Annotated in this window: 13 protein-coding genes; all 13 read right to left on the reverse strand. The window is 71.4% G+C overall.

Annotated elements, in window-relative coordinates:
• Positions 1-121: 121 nt before the first annotated feature.
• On the reverse strand, positions 122-1,105 hold the full coding sequence (locus ACQP0T_RS25780) for a polyprenyl synthetase family protein (RefSeq protein ID WP_433873846.1): 984 nt from the start codon (positions 1,103-1,105) through the stop codon (positions 122-124).
• 91 nt (positions 1,106-1,196) lie between these two features.
• Positions 1,197-2,753 (reverse strand): NADH-quinone oxidoreductase subunit NuoN, encoded by a 1,557-nt coding sequence (nuoN, locus tag ACQP0T_RS25785; protein ID WP_433873848.1) that lies wholly within the window; start codon positions 2,751-2,753, stop codon positions 1,197-1,199.
• A 17-nt stretch (positions 2,754-2,770) separates the two neighbouring features.
• Positions 2,771-4,348, reverse strand: a complete 1,578-nt coding sequence (locus tag ACQP0T_RS25790; RefSeq protein WP_345357394.1) for a complex I subunit 4 family protein — start codon at positions 4,346-4,348, stop codon at positions 2,771-2,773.
• A gap of 46 nt (positions 4,349-4,394) precedes the next feature.
• Positions 4,395-6,398, reverse strand: coding sequence for an NADH-quinone oxidoreductase subunit L (nuoL, locus tag ACQP0T_RS25795; protein WP_433870351.1), 2,004 nt, complete (start codon positions 6,396-6,398; stop codon positions 4,395-4,397).
• A 19-nt stretch (positions 6,399-6,417) separates the two neighbouring features.
• Entirely contained in the window at positions 6,418-6,717 is a 300-nt protein-coding gene (gene nuoK / locus ACQP0T_RS25800; RefSeq protein ID WP_093155324.1) for an NADH-quinone oxidoreductase subunit NuoK, read from the reverse strand.
• Positions 6,714-7,616, reverse strand: a complete 903-nt coding sequence (locus ACQP0T_RS25805; RefSeq protein WP_433873849.1) for an NADH-quinone oxidoreductase subunit J — start codon at positions 7,614-7,616, stop codon at positions 6,714-6,716. Before ACQP0T_RS25805 ends, nuoK begins: the two co-directional genes overlap by 4 nt.
• On the reverse strand, positions 7,616-8,182 hold the full coding sequence (nuoI, locus tag ACQP0T_RS25810) for an NADH-quinone oxidoreductase subunit NuoI (RefSeq protein ID WP_433870352.1): 567 nt from the start codon (positions 8,180-8,182) through the stop codon (positions 7,616-7,618). The genes ACQP0T_RS25805 and nuoI overlap by 1 nt, the downstream gene beginning before the upstream one ends.
• Entirely contained in the window at positions 8,169-9,479 is a 1,311-nt protein-coding gene (nuoH, locus tag ACQP0T_RS25815; protein WP_433870353.1) for an NADH-quinone oxidoreductase subunit NuoH, read from the reverse strand. Before nuoH ends, nuoI begins: the two co-directional genes overlap by 14 nt.
• The gene (locus tag ACQP0T_RS25820; protein WP_433870354.1) at positions 9,476-12,031 is read right to left on the reverse strand and encodes an NADH-quinone oxidoreductase subunit G; all 2,556 of its coding nucleotides are present in this window, start codon (positions 12,029-12,031) and stop codon (positions 9,476-9,478) included. Before ACQP0T_RS25820 ends, nuoH begins: the two co-directional genes overlap by 4 nt.
• Entirely contained in the window at positions 12,028-13,335 is a 1,308-nt protein-coding gene (gene nuoF, locus ACQP0T_RS25825) for an NADH-quinone oxidoreductase subunit NuoF (protein WP_433870355.1), read from the reverse strand. Before nuoF ends, ACQP0T_RS25820 begins: the two co-directional genes overlap by 4 nt.
• A gap of 8 nt (positions 13,336-13,343) precedes the next feature.
• Positions 13,344-14,093, reverse strand: a complete 750-nt coding sequence (gene nuoE, locus ACQP0T_RS25830; protein ID WP_345357369.1) for an NADH-quinone oxidoreductase subunit NuoE — start codon at positions 14,091-14,093, stop codon at positions 13,344-13,346.
• Positions 14,090-15,430, reverse strand: a complete 1,341-nt coding sequence (locus ACQP0T_RS25835) for an NADH-quinone oxidoreductase subunit D (RefSeq protein WP_433870356.1) — start codon at positions 15,428-15,430, stop codon at positions 14,090-14,092. Before ACQP0T_RS25835 ends, nuoE begins: the two co-directional genes overlap by 4 nt.
• Before the next feature lie 22 nt (positions 15,431-15,452).
• A complete protein-coding gene (locus ACQP0T_RS25840) occupies positions 15,453-16,229 on the reverse strand; it encodes an NADH-quinone oxidoreductase subunit C (RefSeq protein WP_433870357.1) in 777 nt (258 codons plus the stop codon).
• Positions 16,230-16,233: the final 4 nt, after the last annotated feature.

Genomic DNA, 16,233 nt, shown 5'->3' on the forward strand with positions numbered 1-16,233 from the left:
TCGAGACCGCCGGGCCCGGCGGTCGACGCACCGGCCCGACCGGCTCGCGGCACGGTCCGGTGGCTGCGCAACGTTGTCGGAAACGCACCGCCGCTGCCCCGCACGTCCTGCTCCGTTTCCGCTAGTTCGTGCGGGCGACCACGTAGTCGACCAGCGAGGACAGCGCGTCGCGCGCCGGACCGGCGGGCAACGTCGCCAGCTCGGCGCGGGCGTCGTCGGCGAAGTCGTCCAGGGTGGCGCGGGCCTGGGCCAGGCCGTTGGAGTCCCGCAGCAGCGCCAGCGCCTCCTCCACCTCGGCGTCCTCGGTGATCGGCCCGGACAGCAGCTCGGCCAGCCGCGGTTCCAGATCGGCGTCGGCCAGCGCGTAGAGCATCGGCAGCGTCCGGACGCCCTCCCGCAGGTCGGTACCGGGGGTCTTGCCCGATTCCAGGGCCGGCGAGGCGATGTCGATGATGTCGTCGGAGATCTGGAACCCGGTGCCGATCAGCCTGCCGATCCGCTCCAGCGACGCGATGTGGGAGGCGGCGGCGTCGGCGAACCAGGAGCCGAAGCGGCCCGCCGTCGCGATCAGCGACCCGGTCTTCTCGTAGATCACCGTCAGGTAGTGCTCGACGGCGTCCTCCTCCGGACCCGGGCCGATGGTCTCCCGCATCTGCCCGGTGACCAGCGCCTCGAAGGTCCGGGCCATCCGCCGGACGGCCTCGGCGCCGAGGTCGGCGACCAGCCGCGACGCCTGGGCGAACAGGAAGTCGCCGGTGAGGATCGCCACCGAGTTGTCCCAGCGGGCGTTGGCGCTGGTCGCACCGCGCCGCATGGTCGCCTCGTCCATCACGTCGTCGTGGTAGAGCGTCGCGAGGTGGACCAGCTCGATGATCGCGGCGGACTTGAGGACGTCCTCGGTGACCTCCTCGCCGAACTGCGCGGCGATGAGCACGAACAGCGGCCGGAAGCGCTTGCCGCCCGCGTCCACCAGGTGCAGCGAGGTGCGGGTGGCGAACTCGAAGTCGCTGCGCACCGACTCGTGCAGCAGCCGCTCCACCGCATCCATGCCCTGCTGGACCGACTCGGCCAGCGCCTCGTCGGCGATGTCGAACCCGACCGCCATGCCGGTCAGCTCTCTGATCGGGTCACCCGCTGCCCTGCTCACGTCACCGTCGCCTTCGTTCCCCCATCGAGTCGCCCTACCGGCGAGCACTCTACGACACGAAGCCCCCCACGTTCGCCCAGTCCAGAGCCAACGTCGGCAGCACGCCCAGCAGCAACGTGACGACCACGCCCAGCGTGATCGCCGCCGTCGTGAAGGCGCCCGGCACGCTGACGGTGGGGCCGTCGTCGGCCGGTTCGCTGAAGTACATCAGCACGATGACACGAAGGTAGAAGAAGGCCGCGACCGCACTGGCCACCAGGGCCACGACCACCAGCGGGGCCATCCCGTCCCGCAGCGCCGCCTCGAAAACCACGAACTTCCCGACAAAACCGCTCGTGAACGGGATTCCGGCCAAGGCGAACATGAGGAAGGTGAACACCGCGGCGACCAGCGGTGAGCGCTTGGCCAACCCCGCCCAGTCCGACAGGTGAGTTGCCTCACCATCGGACCGGCGGACCAGGCTGATCACGCCGAACACCGCGACCGTGCTGAACCCGTAGGCGAGCAGGTAGAACAGGGTGCCGGACAGGCCGCGGTCGGTGAGCGCGATCGCCCCGATCAGCATGAAGCCGGCGTGCGCGACCGAGGAGTAGGCGATCATCCGCTTGAGGTCGCGCTGGGTGAGGCCCAGCACCACGCCGATCACCATCGAGGCGATGGCGATCGCCCACAGCACCCCGCGCCACTCCCAGCTCGACGCCTCGAACGCCACCTGGAGCACCCGCAGGATGCCGCCGAACGCCGCGACCTTGGTGCAGGCGGCCATGAAGCCGGTCACCGCGGTCGGTGCGCCCTGGTAGACGTCCGGGGTCCAGGCGTGGAACGGGCCGATCGAGGCCTTGAACAGCAGGCCGATCAGCAGCAGGCCGAGCCCGGCGAACAGCAGCGTGTCGGAGCGGTCGGTCCCGGCGGTGGCGTCGGCGATCGCGGCCAGCCGCACCGACCCCGCGTAGCCGTAGAGCAGCGCCAGCCCGTACAGGAAGAACGCCGAGGCGAACGCGCCGAGCAGGAAGTACTTCACCGCCGCTTCCTGGGACAGCAGCCGCCGCCGCTTGGCCAGCCCGCACATCAGGTACAGCGGGAGGCTCAGCACCTCCAGCGCGATGAACATCGTCAGCAGGTCGTTGGCGGCGCAGAACACCATCATGCCGCCGAGCGAGAACAGTGCGAGCGGGAAGACCTCGGTGCGCATCCCGGACGCCGCCGCGGCGGCCCGGCTCATCGTGCCGGGGCCCTCCGCGACGCGGGTGATCTGCCCCTCGGAGACGAACGCCCCGCCGATCTCCACCGAGCGGTCCGCGATGAGCAGGATCGAGGCGAACCCGAGCGCCAGCAGGGTGCCCCACAGGAACAGCGCGGGCGGGTCGACCGCCAACGTGTCCGACAGCGTGGTAGCCCCGGTACCGCCCTGCCGCGCGTAGAACGCCACCGCCATCCCGGCGACCACGATCGCCAGCAGGCTCAGCCCCACCTGCGCCGACCAGCGCTGGTGGCGGGGCATGAACGCCTCCACCAGCACCCCGAGGCAGGCGGCGCCGAGGATCACCAGGATCGGTGCGATCGCCGCGTAGTCGATCGGTGGTACTTCGACCGGCTGCTGCGCCAGAACCCCTGCACGCACTGTCAATTACCTCCCTGCGAGGTCACGGGGTCGGTGGCGCCGACCTCGCTCATGGTTGCCGCGACCGACGGGTTGACCACGTCCAGCACCGGCTTCGGGTAGATCCCCAGCGCCAGCACCAGCACGACCAGCGGGGCGAGCACCGCGATCTCCCGGCCGCCGAGGTCCTTGATGGCGCTGCGCGGTTCCGCCGGGGCGTTCGGATCGGCCAGCGCGCCCGGTCCGGGCAGCGCGCCCAGCAGCGCGTCCCCGCGCACCGGGCCCTGCATCGTCCGCTGGTAGAGCCGCAGCACGTAGGCGGCGGCCAGCACCATGCCGAGCGTGGCCAGCACCGTGAACACCGGGCGGGTCGGGAACGAGCCGATGAGCACCAGGATCTCGCTGATGAACGAGCTGGTGCCGGGCAGCGACAGGGTGCTCAGCCCGGCGATGAGCAGCATCCCGGCCAGCAACGGCGTCACCCGGGCCATCCCGCCGTAGTCGGCGATCCGGGTGGAGCCGCCGCGCGCGATCACCATGCCGATCACCAGGACCAGCATCCCGGTGGCGAAGCTGTGGTTGACCATGTAGGTCACCGAACCGGCCTGCGCCTGCGTGGTGAACGCGAAGATGCCCAGCGCGATGAATCCGAAGTGGGCGATGGAGACGTAGGCGATGAACCGCTTGAGGTCGGTCTGCCCGAACGCCTGCAGCGACCCGTAGAGCACCCCGGCCACCGCCAGCACCAGCACCACCGGGGCCAGCAGGGTGGACGCCTCCGGGGTCAGCGGCAGGCTGTAGCGCAGGAAGCCGAAGGTGCCGACCTTGTCCAGCACGCCGACCACGACCACCGCGACGCCGATCGGCGCCTGCTGCGTGGCGTCGGGCAGCCAGGTGTGGAACGGCACCAGCGGCGCCTTGATCGCGAAGGCGGCGAAGAAGCCGAGGAACAGCCACACCTGGACCTCGGTCGGCGCCTGGGACAGCACCGGCACCAACCGCTCCCAGTCGAACGTCCCGCTGCCGGTGGCCTGCGCCGAGTAGGCGTAGGCGCCGATCGCCGAGGCCAGCATGATCAGGCCGCCGAGGAACGAGTACAGGAAGAACTTCACCGCCGCGCGGACCCGCTCCGGACCGCCGTAGCCGCCGATGAGGAAGTACATCGGCACCAGCATGATCTCGAACAGCACGTAGAACAGGAACAGGTCCGTCGCGGCGAACACCGCGATGGTCAGCGCCTGCTCCAGCAGCAGCAACGAGAAGAACCCGCCGTGGGTGCGGCCCGCGGGCAGCCGCTCGCCCCAGCTGAAACCCAGCACCAGCGGGGTGAGCACGGTGATCACCGCGATCATCACCAGCGCGATGCCGTCCACCCCGAACGACACCGAGATGTCGAACGCGGGGATCCACGGCACCGAGCTGGACAGCTGCAGGCGCGGGCCCGCCGGGTCGTAGGCCAGCCACGCGGCGGCGGCGATCCCCAGCTCCACCAGCGAGAAGCCGAGCGCGGTCCACTTCGCGGCGGGAGCGTTGCCGCGCAGCAGCGCCACCACCACCGACCCGGCGATCGGCAGCAGGATCAGGGCAAGGAGCGGGGTCATCGGTTCTCCTCCCGCAACGCTCCGGTCGGTCGGTCAGCGGAGCACGTCATACCGGCATCCCCACCACCATCAGGGCGGCGATCACGAAGATGCCGCCGAAGAGCATGGACAGCGCGTAGGAGCGCACGAACCCGGTCTGCCACCGGCGCAGCCCCTGCGAGGCCAGGGTCAGCACCGAGCCGACGCCGTGGACCGCGCCGTCCACCCCGCGGCGGTCCACCTCGACCAGGCCGCGGCTGAGGGCGTAGGTCGGCCGCACCGCGACGAGGTCGTTGAGCGCGTTGCCGCCGAGGTCGGCGCGGGCGGCCCGGACCACCGGCGAGACCCGCTGCGGGCGCTGCACCGGCACCGGCCTGCGCCCCACCACCAGCCACGCGACCACCGCGCCGAGCGCGGAGAACCCGACGGTGAGCACCGGGATCACCGCGTGCGGCAGCGCGGGCGTCTCGGCGTGCGCGAGCGAGCCCAGCGAGGGCACCAGGAACGTCACCAGCCGGTCCCCGGCGGTGAAGAACAGCCCGGCCGCCACCGAACCGACGGCGAGCACCACCATCGGCGCGGTCATCACCGCGGGCGACTCGTGCGGGTGGAAGTCCCTGCCGTCGCTGGACTTCAGCTCCTTCCACCGCTTCTCGCCGAAGAACGTCATGAGCACCAGGCGGGTCATGTAGAACGCGGTGAGCGCGGCGCCCAGCAGCGCCACCCCGCCGAACACCCAGGCGCGCCAGCCCTCCTGGCCGAAGGCGGCGGCGATGATGGCGTCCTTGGAGTAGTAGCCGGACAGGAACGGGAAGCCGATCAGCGCGAGGTAGCCGAGCGCGAAGGTGGCGAAGGTGACCGGCATGTACCGGGCGAGGCCGCCGTACTTGCGCATGTCGACCTCGTCGTTCATGCCGTGCATCACCGAGCCCGCGCCGAGGAACAGCCCGGCCTTGAAGAACCCGTGGGTGAGCAGGTGCATGATGCCCAGCGCGTAGCCGGCCGGGCCGAGGCCGACGGCCAGCATCATGTAGCCGATCTGGCTCACCGTGGAGTAGGCCAGCACCTTCTTGATGTCGTCGTAGGCGCAGCCGATGATGCAGCCGACCAGCAGCGTCACCGCGCCGACGATGACGACCGCGAGCTGGCCGCCCGGCGAGAGCGAGTACAGCGGGTTGGCGCGGGCGATCAGGTAGACGCCCGCGGTGACCATCGTCGCGGCGTGGATCAGCGCCGAGACCGGGGTCGGGCCCTCCATCGCGTCCGGCAACCACGCCTGCAGCGGCACCTGGCCGGACTTGCCGCAGGCGCCGAGCAGCAGCAGCAGGGTGATCGCCAGCAGCACCCCGGAGGACAGCTCCCCGGCGCGGGCGAACACCTCGGAGTACTGCGTGGTGCCGAGGTTGGCGAACAGCAGGAAGATCGCCAGCGCCAGCCCGATGTCGCCGACCCGGTTCATCACGAACGCCTTGGTCGCCGCGCCCGCCGCGCTGGGCCGGTGCTGCCAGAAGCCGATCAGCAGGTAGGAGGCCAGGCCGACGCCCTCCCACCCGAGGTAGAGGGTGAGGAAGCTGTTGCCCAGCACCAGGACCAGCATCGCCGCGACGAACAGGTTGAGGTAGGCGAAGAACCGCCGCCGCTCGGTGTTGCGCCCGCCGCTGCGGCCCTGCTGGTCGTGCGCCATGTAGCCGATCGAGTAGATGTGGATCAGCGATCCGACACCGGTGATCAGCAGCACGAACACCAGCGACAGCGGGTCCATCCGGAGCCCGAAGTCGACCTGGAGTGCGTTGACCGGGATCCAGGAGAACAGGGGCAGTTCGCGGACCCGCTGCTCGTCGCCGGTGGCGAGCACCGAGGTGAACAGCGCCAGGGCGTAGCCGAAGGAGCCGAGCACGGTCGCGGTGCCGAGGTAGTGGCCCCACCCGTTCGCCCGGCGCCCGGCGACCAGCAGCACCAGCGCGCCCAGCGCGGGCAGCGCGATCAGCAGCCAGGCGTTCTGCTGCACTGCCCCGGCCGCCGAGGTCACGTCCACGGCCCCGGCCTCCGCGGCGGCGCTGAGCGTCATCATTGCCGTCACCACGCGCCTCTCAGTACTTCAGCAGGTTGGCGTCGTCGACCGAGGCCGAGCGACGCGTCCGGAAGATCGACATGATGATGGCCAGGCCGACGACGACCTCGGCGGCGGCGACGACCATCACGAAGAACGCCATGACCTGGCCGTGCACCGATCCCTCGATCCGGGCGAAGGTCACCAGGGTCAGGTTCACCGCGTTGAGCATCAGCTCGATGCACATGAACACGACGATCGCGTTGCGGCGCACCAGGACGCCGACCGCGCCGATGGTGAACAGCAGCGCCGACAGCAGCAGGTAGTACGTGGGGGTCACTGCCGGACCTCCTCGACGGGGGAATCCTCGGACGCGTGGCCCGCCCCGCCCTCCGGCGGTTCGGGCGCCGGTTCGGCGCCGGAACCGGTGAGCGTGTGCGGATCGGGGGCGCGGTCCCGGCCCGCCACCGACCGGTGGTCGCCGACCTCGTCGACGGGCAGGTTCTCCAGCAGCCGGGACAGCGATTCCGGCGCCACCGAGCCGTCCGGCAGCAGCGCGGGCACGGCCACCGAGTTGGCGGTCGCGTACACGCCCGGACCGGGCTGCGGGGACGGGCGGTCGCTGCGGAACCGGCGGTTGGCCCGCTCCCGCTGGCTGATCCGGGGCCCGCGGCCCTTGCCGCCGTAGGCCAGCACCATCGCGCCCAGCGCCGCGGTGATCAGCAGCGCCGAGGTCAGCTCGAACGGGAACAGGTAGTCGGTGAAGATCAACCGGCCGAGCCCGCCCGCACCGCCGCCCGCGGGCGACCACGGGTCCAGCGGGGCGGCCACCGGCACCTCGGTCAGCGCTCGGGCCAGGCCGCTGACCAGCAGCACGCCGAAGCCGATGCCGCCGAGCCCGGCCCACAGCCGCTGCCCGCGCAGCACCTCCACCACCGAGTCCGAGGAGTCCCGGCCCACCATCATGAGCACGAACAGGAACAGCATCATGATCGCGCCGGTGTAGACGATGATCTGGGTGAAGCCGAGGAACTGCGCGCTCTGCGCCATGTAGAGCACGCCGAGCGAGAGCATGGTCAGCACCAGCCACAGCGCGGAGTGCACCGCGTTGCGGGCGAACACCATGCCGAGCCCGCCGAGCAGGGCCAGCGGCCCCAGCACCCAGAACGCCACCGCCTCACCGGTGCCCACCGCCGCGCCGGACTGGGCCAGCACGTGGGTCGTCGCCGCGAGAACCATCACCGCCTGGCCTCCTCGGGTCCGGACTCGACCGTCTCGTCTTCGGGAACACCGCGGTGGCGGGCCAGTTCGGGGCCGCGCGCGTAGTACTCCTGCTCGTCGTCGCCGAGCCGCATCGGGTGCGGCGGCTGCTCCATGCCGGGCAGCAGCGGGGCGAGCAGGTCCTCCTTGGTGTAGATGAGGTCCCGCCGGTTGTCGTCGGCGGTCTCGTACTCGTTGGTCATGGTCAGCGCCCGGGTCGGGCAGGCCTCGATGCACAACCCGCAGCCGATGCAGCGCAGGTAGTTGATCTGGTAGTCCTTGCCGTAGCGCTCACCCGGCGAGTACCGCTCCTCCTCGGTGTTGTCGCCGCCCTCGACGAAGATCGCGTCCGCCGGGCAGGCCCAGGCGCACAGCTCGCAGCCGACGCACTTCTCCAGCCCGTCCGGGTGCCGGTTGAGCTGGTGGCGGCCGTGGAACCGGGGCGCCGGGACCTTCTTGACCTCCGGGTACTCCTCGGTGACGACCTTCCGGAACATCGTCGAGAAGGTGACGCCGAACCCCTTGATCGGATCAAACATCCCCACGGGGCGCCTCCTTTCCTTCGTCCGGGGCACCGCTGTCGCCGGCGTCCGGGGCGCCGCTGCGCACCGGGGTGCGCTTCGGCGGCGCGGGCGGGACCTGGAGGTCCAGCGGGGGCACCGGGAAATCGCTGCCGGAGTGCGGGACCTCGTGGTCCTGCGGGGGTTTCTTGTCCGGGATCAGGAACGTCGCCGCCAGCAGGACGACCACGACGATCCCGCCGCCGATGAGGAACTGCTGGGTGGTGATGGCGTCCTCGTTGCGGACCGCGCGGATGATGACCACCGCGATGATCCACACGAAGCTGAGCGGGACCAGCACCTTCCAGCCCAGGTGCATGAACTGGTCGTAGCGCAGCCGGGGCAGCGTGCCGCGCAGCCACACGAACACGAACAGGAACAGCAGGGTCTTGCCGAGGAACCACAGCACCGGCCACCACCCGGTGTTGAGCACCCCGTCGCCGATCATCGACAGCGGCCACGGGGCGTGCCAGCCGCCGAGGAACAGCGTGGTCGCCAGCGCCGAGACGGTCACCATGTTGATGTACTCGGCGAGGAAGAACAGCGCGAACTTCAGCGAGGAGTACTCGGTGTGGAACCCGCCGACCAGCTCCGACTCGGCCTCCGGGAGGTCGAACGGGGCGCGGTTGGTCTCCCCGACCATCGCCACCAGGTACACCGCGAAGCTGAACGGCAGCAGCAGCGCGAACCAGCCGTCGGCCTGCGCCGCGACGATCCCCGAGGTGGACAGCGTCCCCGCGTACATGATCACCGCGACGAAGGACAGGCCCATCGCGATCTCGTAGGAGATCACCTGCGCCGCCGAGCGCAGCGAACCCAGCAGCGGGTACGGCGAACCGGAGGCCCAGCCGGCCAGCACGATGCCGTAGACGCCGATCGAGGCGCAGGCCAGCACCACCAGCAGGCCGACCGGCAGGTCCACGAGCTGCAACGCGGTGGTCTCGCCGAAGATCGTCACCTCGGGCGCGATCGGGATCACCGAGAACGACACCATCGCCGGGGTCGCCGAGATCACCGGCGCCAGGAAGTACACCCACTTGTCGGCCAGGACCGGGCGGATGTCCTCCTTGAAGGCCAGCTTCAGCCCGTCGGCGAGCGACTGGAGGATGCCGAACGGTCCCGCGCGGTTGGGGCCGGGCCGGTGCTGCATCCGGCCGATGACCCGCCGCTCCGCCCAGATGGTCAGCAGCGTCATCACGACCAGGAAGCCGAAGATGAGCACGACCTTGATCAGGATGAGCCACAGCGGGTCGTCGGCGAGCAGTTCCGCGGTGCGGGTCATGCCCGGCCCCCCTTGCCGTTCTCGTGGTCGGAGTTCCCGACGGCGTCGTGGTGGCGGCCGTGGCCGTTGGTGGACGCCGCGGGCATCGGGCCGATCGCGCCGATCTCCACCAGCCCGCCGTGCCCGACGCCGAGCTCCCGGTTGACCTGCGACGGGCCGGAGCGGGTGGGCAGCCACACCACGTCGTCGGGCAGCTCGGCCAGCCGCAGCGGCAACGTGATCGAGCCGCGGTCGGTGCGCACCACCAGCGGGCGGCCCTCGGTGGCGCCGACGCGCCGGGCCGTGCCGGGCGAGAGCACCGCGACCGCCTCCCGCGCGGTCCCGGCCAGGGCCGGCTCCTCGACCTGCAGCGCCCCGTCGTCGAGCAGTTGCCGCCAGGTCGCCAGCACCGCCTGCCCGGGTCCGGGCGTCGGCGGCGCGGCGGCCGGGACGTCCGGGGCGGGCAGCCGGGTGCCGAGGTAGTCGCCGATCCGGTCCAGCTCGGCCGCCGCGGCGGCGGGCGTCTGGGTGAACAGGTCGTGGTCCATCTCGACCGCGAGGGTGTCGAGGACCCGGCAGTCCGGCACCGCGCCGGTCTCCTCGATCGTGGTGCGGAACTCGCGGCGCCGGCCCTCCCAGTTCAGGTAGGTGCCGGACTTCTCCACGCTCGGCGCGACCGGCAGCACCACGTCGGCGTGGTCGGTGACCGCGCTCGGCCGCAGTTCCAGGCTCACCACGAACTCCGCGCGGGCCAGCGCCCGCTCGGCCAGCTCCGGGTCCGGCAGGTCGGCGACCTCCACGCCGCCTACCAGCAGTCCGGGCAGCTCCCCGTCGGCGGCGGCGCGCAGGATGCCGGTGAGGTCGCGGCCCGCGGCGGGGGGCAGCGTCCCGCCGGCCAGGCCCCACGCCTGCTCCAGCTCGGCCCGCGCCGCCGGATCGACCACCGGGCGCCCGCCCGGCAGCAGCGTCGGCAGCGTCCCGGCCTGCACCGCACCGCGCTCCCCGGCCCGCCGCGGCACCCACGCCAGCCGCGCGCCGGTCCGCTCGGCGAACCGCAGCAACGCCGAGTGCAGGCCCGGGACCTGCGCGGCGCGCTCGCCGACCAGCAGCACCGAACCCGGCCGGGACAGCGCTTCGAGGGCTTCGGGCGGTAGGGCTTCGAGCGCAGCCGCCTCACCGCCGGGGGCGCACTCGATCAGCTCACCGGTGCGCTGCGGTCCGCCCGCCTGCGCGATGACGGTGGTCTTCTCCACGCCGGGCGAGCTCCACTGGCCGAGGTGGAACACCTGCGTCCGGCCCGCGCGGGCGGCCTTGCGCAGCCGCAGGAAGACGATCGGCGATTCCTCCTCGGGCTCGAAGGCCGCGCAGAGCACCGCCGGGGCGTCCTCCAGGTGCTGGTAGGTCACCGCGCCGCGACCCGGCGCGGTACCGACCACCGTGGACTCCAGGAACCGCAGCTCCTCGTCCGAGTGCGCCCGCGCCCGGTGGTCGATGTCGTTGCTGCGCAACGCGATCCGGGCGAACTTGGCGTAGGCGTAGGCGTCCTCCTCGGTGACCCGGCCACCCGGCAGCACCCCGACCCCGCCGTCGCGGACCCGCAGCAGCCCGTCGGCGGCCACCCGCAGCGCCTCGGTCCAGGACGCCGGGCGCAGCTCGCCGCCCTCGCGCACCAGCGGCCGGGTGATCCGGTCCTGCGCGGTGGCGTAGCGGAAGGCGAACCGGCCCTTGTCGCAGATCCACTCCTCGTTGACCTCGGGGACGTCCCCGGCCAGCCGCCGCATCACCTTGCCGCGCCGCCAGTCGGTGCGGACCTCGCAGCCGGACGCGCAGTGCTCGCACTGGCCGGGCGTGGACATCAGGTCGAACGGCCGGGAGCGGAACCGGTACGCGCTGCTGGTCAGCGCCCCCACCGGGCAGATCTGGATGGTGTTGCCCGAGAAGTAGGACTGGAACGGCTGCTGCTCGCCGATGCCGATCTGCTGCACCGCGCCGCGCTCCAGCAGCTCGATGAACGGGTCCCCGGCGATCTGCTTGGAGAACCGGGTGCAGCGCTGGCACAGCACGCAGCGCTCCCGGTCCAGCAGCACCTGGGTCGAGATCGGCACCGGCTTGGCGAAGGTCCGCTTGGTCTCGTGGAAGCGGGAGTCGGCGCGGCCGTGCTTGAGCGCCTGGTTCTGCAGCGGGCACTCGCCGCCCTTGTCGCAGACCGGGCAGTCCAGCGGGTGGTTGATCAGCAGCAGCTCCATCATGCCCTGCTGCGCCTTGTCCGCCACCTGCGAGGTCTTCTGCGTCTTGACCACCATGCCGTCGGCGACGGTCATGGTGCAGGAGGCCTGCGGCTTGGGCATCGGCCGCCCGCCCATCTCGACCTCGACCAGGCACTGCCGGCAGGCCCCGGCCGGGTCGAGCAGCGGGTGGTCGCAGAACCGGGGGATGACGATGCCCATCCGCTCGGCGGTGCGGATCAGCAGCTCGCCCTTCGGGGCGTCCACCTCGATGCCGTCGATGGTGAGCCGGACGTAGCCCTCCGGCACCGGGCGGGCCTCGTCGGGCGCTTCGGGTACCACTGTCATCGGGCCGCTCCTACCAGTGCGGATGCCGTGTCGTCGTGCTCTTCTTTCCGGCACAGCGCGAGGAATTCCTCGCGGAAGTACTGAATGCCGCTGGTGATCGGGCTGACCGCGCCGTCACCGAGCGCGCAGAAGGAGCGGCCGAAGATGTTGTCGCAGACGTCGAGGAGGGTGTCGATGTCCTCCTCGGTGCCGCGGCCGTCGACCATCCGCTCCAGCACCTGCGCGAGCCAGTAGGTGCCCTCCCGGCAGGGGGTGCACTTGCCGCAGGACTCGTGCTCGTAGAACTGGGTCCACTTCATCACCGCCCACGGCACCGAGACGGTCTCGTTGAAGATCATCAGCGCGGTGGTGCCGAGCATCGACCCGGCCTCGGCCGCGCCCTCGAAGTCCAGCGGGGTGTCCAGGTGGTCGGCGGTGAACAGCGGGGTGGACGAGCCGCCCGGCGTCCAGAACTTCAGCGGGATGCCGTCCTTCATGCCCCCGGCCAGGTCCAGCAGCTCGCGCAGCGTGGTGCCCAGCGGGGCCTCGTACTGGCCGGGGCGCTCGACGTGCCCGGACAGCGAGAAGATCTTCGGCCCGGGCGACTTCTCCCGCCCCATGGACCGGAACCAGTCCGACCCGCCGTTGACGATGTAGGGCACCGAGGCGATGGTCTCGACGTTGTTCACCGTGGTCGGGCAGGCGTAGAGCCCGGCGGCGGCGGGGAACGGCGGCTTGAGCCGGGGCTGGCCGCGCTTGCCCTCCAACGAGTCCAGCAGCGCGGTCTCCTCGCCGCAGATGTAGGCCCCGGCCCCGGCGTGCACCACGATGTCCAGGTCGAAGCCCGAGCCGAGGATGTCCTTGCCCAGGTAACCGGCCTGGTAGGCCTCGCGGACCGCGTGGTTGAGCCGCCGGATCGGGTGCAGCGCCTCGCCCCGCACGTAGATCATGCAGTGGTTCGCCCGCATCGCGTAGGAGGCGATGACGCAGCCCTCGATCAGCGAGTGCGGGTCGGCCATCATCAGCGGGATGTCCTTGCACGTCCCCGGTTCGCCCTCGTCGGCGTTGATCACCAGGTAGTGCGGCTTGACCGGCTCCTTGGGCATGAATCCCCACTTCACACCGGTCGGGAACCCGGCGCCGCCGCGACCGCGCAGGCCCGCCGCCTTGACCAGCTCGACGAGCTGGTCCGGCGCGGCGCCGAGCGCCTTGCGCAGCGCGGTGTAGCCCTCCAGCTGCTCGTAGGTCCGCAGCGTCCAGGCGTTCGGCGACAGCCACCGCTTGGTGAGCACCGGGGTCAGCGGGCTGGTGTTCGCGTCGGTCATGGCCACCCTCACTTCGTCTCCGGCAGCGGGGCGTCCTCGGGCATCACCGGCGCGGTCCAGCCGCGCTGCTGGGCGAGGTGCGCGCCGCGCAGGGTCTCGGTCGCCTCCGAGGAGCCCGCCGCGCCGGCGTCCAGGTCGTCGAAGAACCCGGCGAGCTGCCGTTCGGCGGTGCGGAAGTCGGTCAGCGCCGGACCCCGGGTCGGCTTCGGCTTCTCGCCGCGCTGCAACGACTTCACCAGCTCCAGCGCCTGCTCCGGGGTCTGGTTGTCGTAGTACTCGTAGTTGACCTGGAGCACCGGCCCGAGGTCGCAGGCGGCGAGGCACTCGGCGTGCTCCAGGGTGAGCGAGCCCGGTTCGCCCGGCGTCCCGGCGGTCTCGTCGTGGCCGACGCCGAGGTGCTCGCCGAGCCGCCGGTAGATCTCGTCGCCGCCGAGCAGCGCGCACATCGTGTTGGTGCACACGCTGACCAGGTGCTGCCCGCAGGGCTTGCGCTTGTACATCGTGTAGAACGTGGCGACCGCGCTGACCTCCGCGGTGGACAGCGCGAGCCGGTCGGCGCAGAACTGGATGCCCTCGGTGCTCACGTGGCCCTGCACCGACTGCACCAGGTGCAGCAGCGGCAGCAGCGCGGACCGGGACTCCGGGTATCGCGCGACGATCGCGTCGGCGTCCGCGCGGACCCGCTCGTCGAACGCGCCGGTGTCCGCGGTGGGGTGCACCACGTCCTCGGTCGAGGTGTAGTCGAACTGCTCGGTCATCGGTCCACTCCGCCCATCACCGGATCGATGGAGGCCACCGCGGCGATCACGTCGGCCACCAGACCGCCTTCGGCCATCGCTGGCATCGCTTGGAGGTTCACGAAGCTGGGGTCGCGCACGTGCACGCGCATCGGGCGGGTGCCGCCGTCGGAGACCACGTGGTAGCCGAGCTCGCCCCGCGGCGACTCGATCGGCACGTACACCTGGCCGGGCGGCACGTCGAAGCCCTCGGTCACCAGCTTGAAGTGGTGGATCAGCGACTCCATGGACTGACCCATGATCTTCTGCACGTGCCGCAGCGAGTTGCCCATGCCGTCCGGGCCGATGGACAGCTTCGCGGGCCAGGCGATCTTCGCGTCCTCGACCATCACCGGGCCCGGCTCCAGCCGGTCCACGCACTGCCGGATGATCCGCAGCGACTGCCGGATCTCCTCCACCCGCAGCAGGAACCGGGCGAAGCAGTCGGCGTCGGTGCTGGTCGGCACCTCGAAGTCGTACTCGTCGTAGCCGCAGTACGGGTCGATCTTGCGCAGGTCCCAGGCCAGCCCGGCCGAGCGCAGCACCGGCCCGGTGATGCCGAGCTGGAGGCACCCGTCCACCGGCAGGTAGCCGACGCCCTGGAGCCGCTGCCGCCAGATCGGCTGGCCGGTGAACAGCTTGTCGTAGGACGGCAGCCGTTCGTCGATCACCTTGATGAAGTCCAGCACCCGCTCCCGGAAGTTCTCCGGCAGGTCCTGGGCGAGGCCGCCCGGCCGGATGAACGCGTGGTTCATCCGCAGCCCGGTGAGGAACTCCAGCAGGTGCAGCACTTCCTCGCGCTCGCGGAAGCCGAAGGTCATGCCGGTGGTGGAGCCCAGCTCCATCGCCCCGGTGGCCAGGAAGACGAAGTGCGAGGAGATCCGGTTCAGCTCCATCAGCAGCACCCGGGACACCTCGGCCCGCTTCGGCACCTCGATGCCGAGCAGCTTCTCCACCGCCAGGCAGTACGCCGCCTCGTTGTGCAGCGGCGAGAGGTAGTCCATCCGCGTCACGAAGGTGGTGCCCTGGGTCCAGGTGCGGTACTCGCAGTTCTTCTCGATCCCGGTGTGCAGGTAGCCGATCACCGACCGCAGGTTGGTGACCGTCTCCCCCTCCAGCTCCAGGACCAGCCGCAACACGCCGTGCGTGGACGGGTGCTGCGGGCCCAGGTTGATGACGACCCGCTCCTCGCCGCCGGTCTCGTCGACGAACTCGTCCCAGTCGCCGCCGGTGACGGTGTAGACGCGGCCCTCGGTGGTCTCCCGGGACGTCGCGTACGGGTCGAAGCCGGTGGTCCCGGCCGGTGTTTCCGTCGTCATCTCCAGCACCTCTCCGCGGCGATCACGTGTAGGACCTGCGCTGGTCGGGCGGCGGGATCTCGGCGCCCTCGTACTCGACCGGGATGCCGCCGAGCGGGTAGTCCTTGCGCTGCGGGTGGCCCTCCCAGTCGTCGGGCATCAGGATCCGGGTCAGCGCCGGGTGTCCTTCGTGGACGATGCCGAACATGTCCCAGGACTCCCGCTCCTGGAAGTCGGCCGTCGGGTAGACGCCGACGACGGAGGGCACCGTCGGCGGACCGCCCGCCTCGTTCGGCCAGTCGATCGCCACCTCGACCCGCACCCGCCTGCGGTAGGTCATCGAGGTGAGGTGGTAGACCGAGTGCAGCCGCTGCGGCACCTCCGGCCCGTAGTCCACACCGGACACCGAGCTGCACAGCTCGAAGCGCAGCGCCGGATCGTCCCGGAAGGCGCGGCAGGTCGCCACCAGGTGCTCCGCGCGGACGTAGAAGGTGATCTCGCCGCGGTCGATGGTCACCTGCTGCACCGCGTCGTCGGGCACCCCGGCGTCGTGCAGCGCGGCGAACAGCGCGTCGGCCACGTCGTCGAACCAGCCCCCGAAGGGCCGCTCGGCGCGGGCCGGGACGTGCGGGGGCAACCGCAGCCCGCCGTACCCGGAGGTGTCGCCGGTGCCGGTGACCCCGAACATGCCCCGCCGCGACCGGCCCGCGACCGGCTGCGCACCGGCCGCGGTCGGTTCCAGCCCGGGGGTCCGCTCCGCGCTGGACCCCGGCTCACCCGGGTCCGGCGTGGTCTGGTTCCGCGTTTCGTCCTGTGCCAACCGA

Source organism: Saccharopolyspora sp. CA-218241, from assembly GCF_050954615.1.
Lineage (GTDB): Bacteria > Actinomycetota > Actinomycetes > Mycobacteriales > Pseudonocardiaceae > Saccharopolyspora > Saccharopolyspora cebuensis.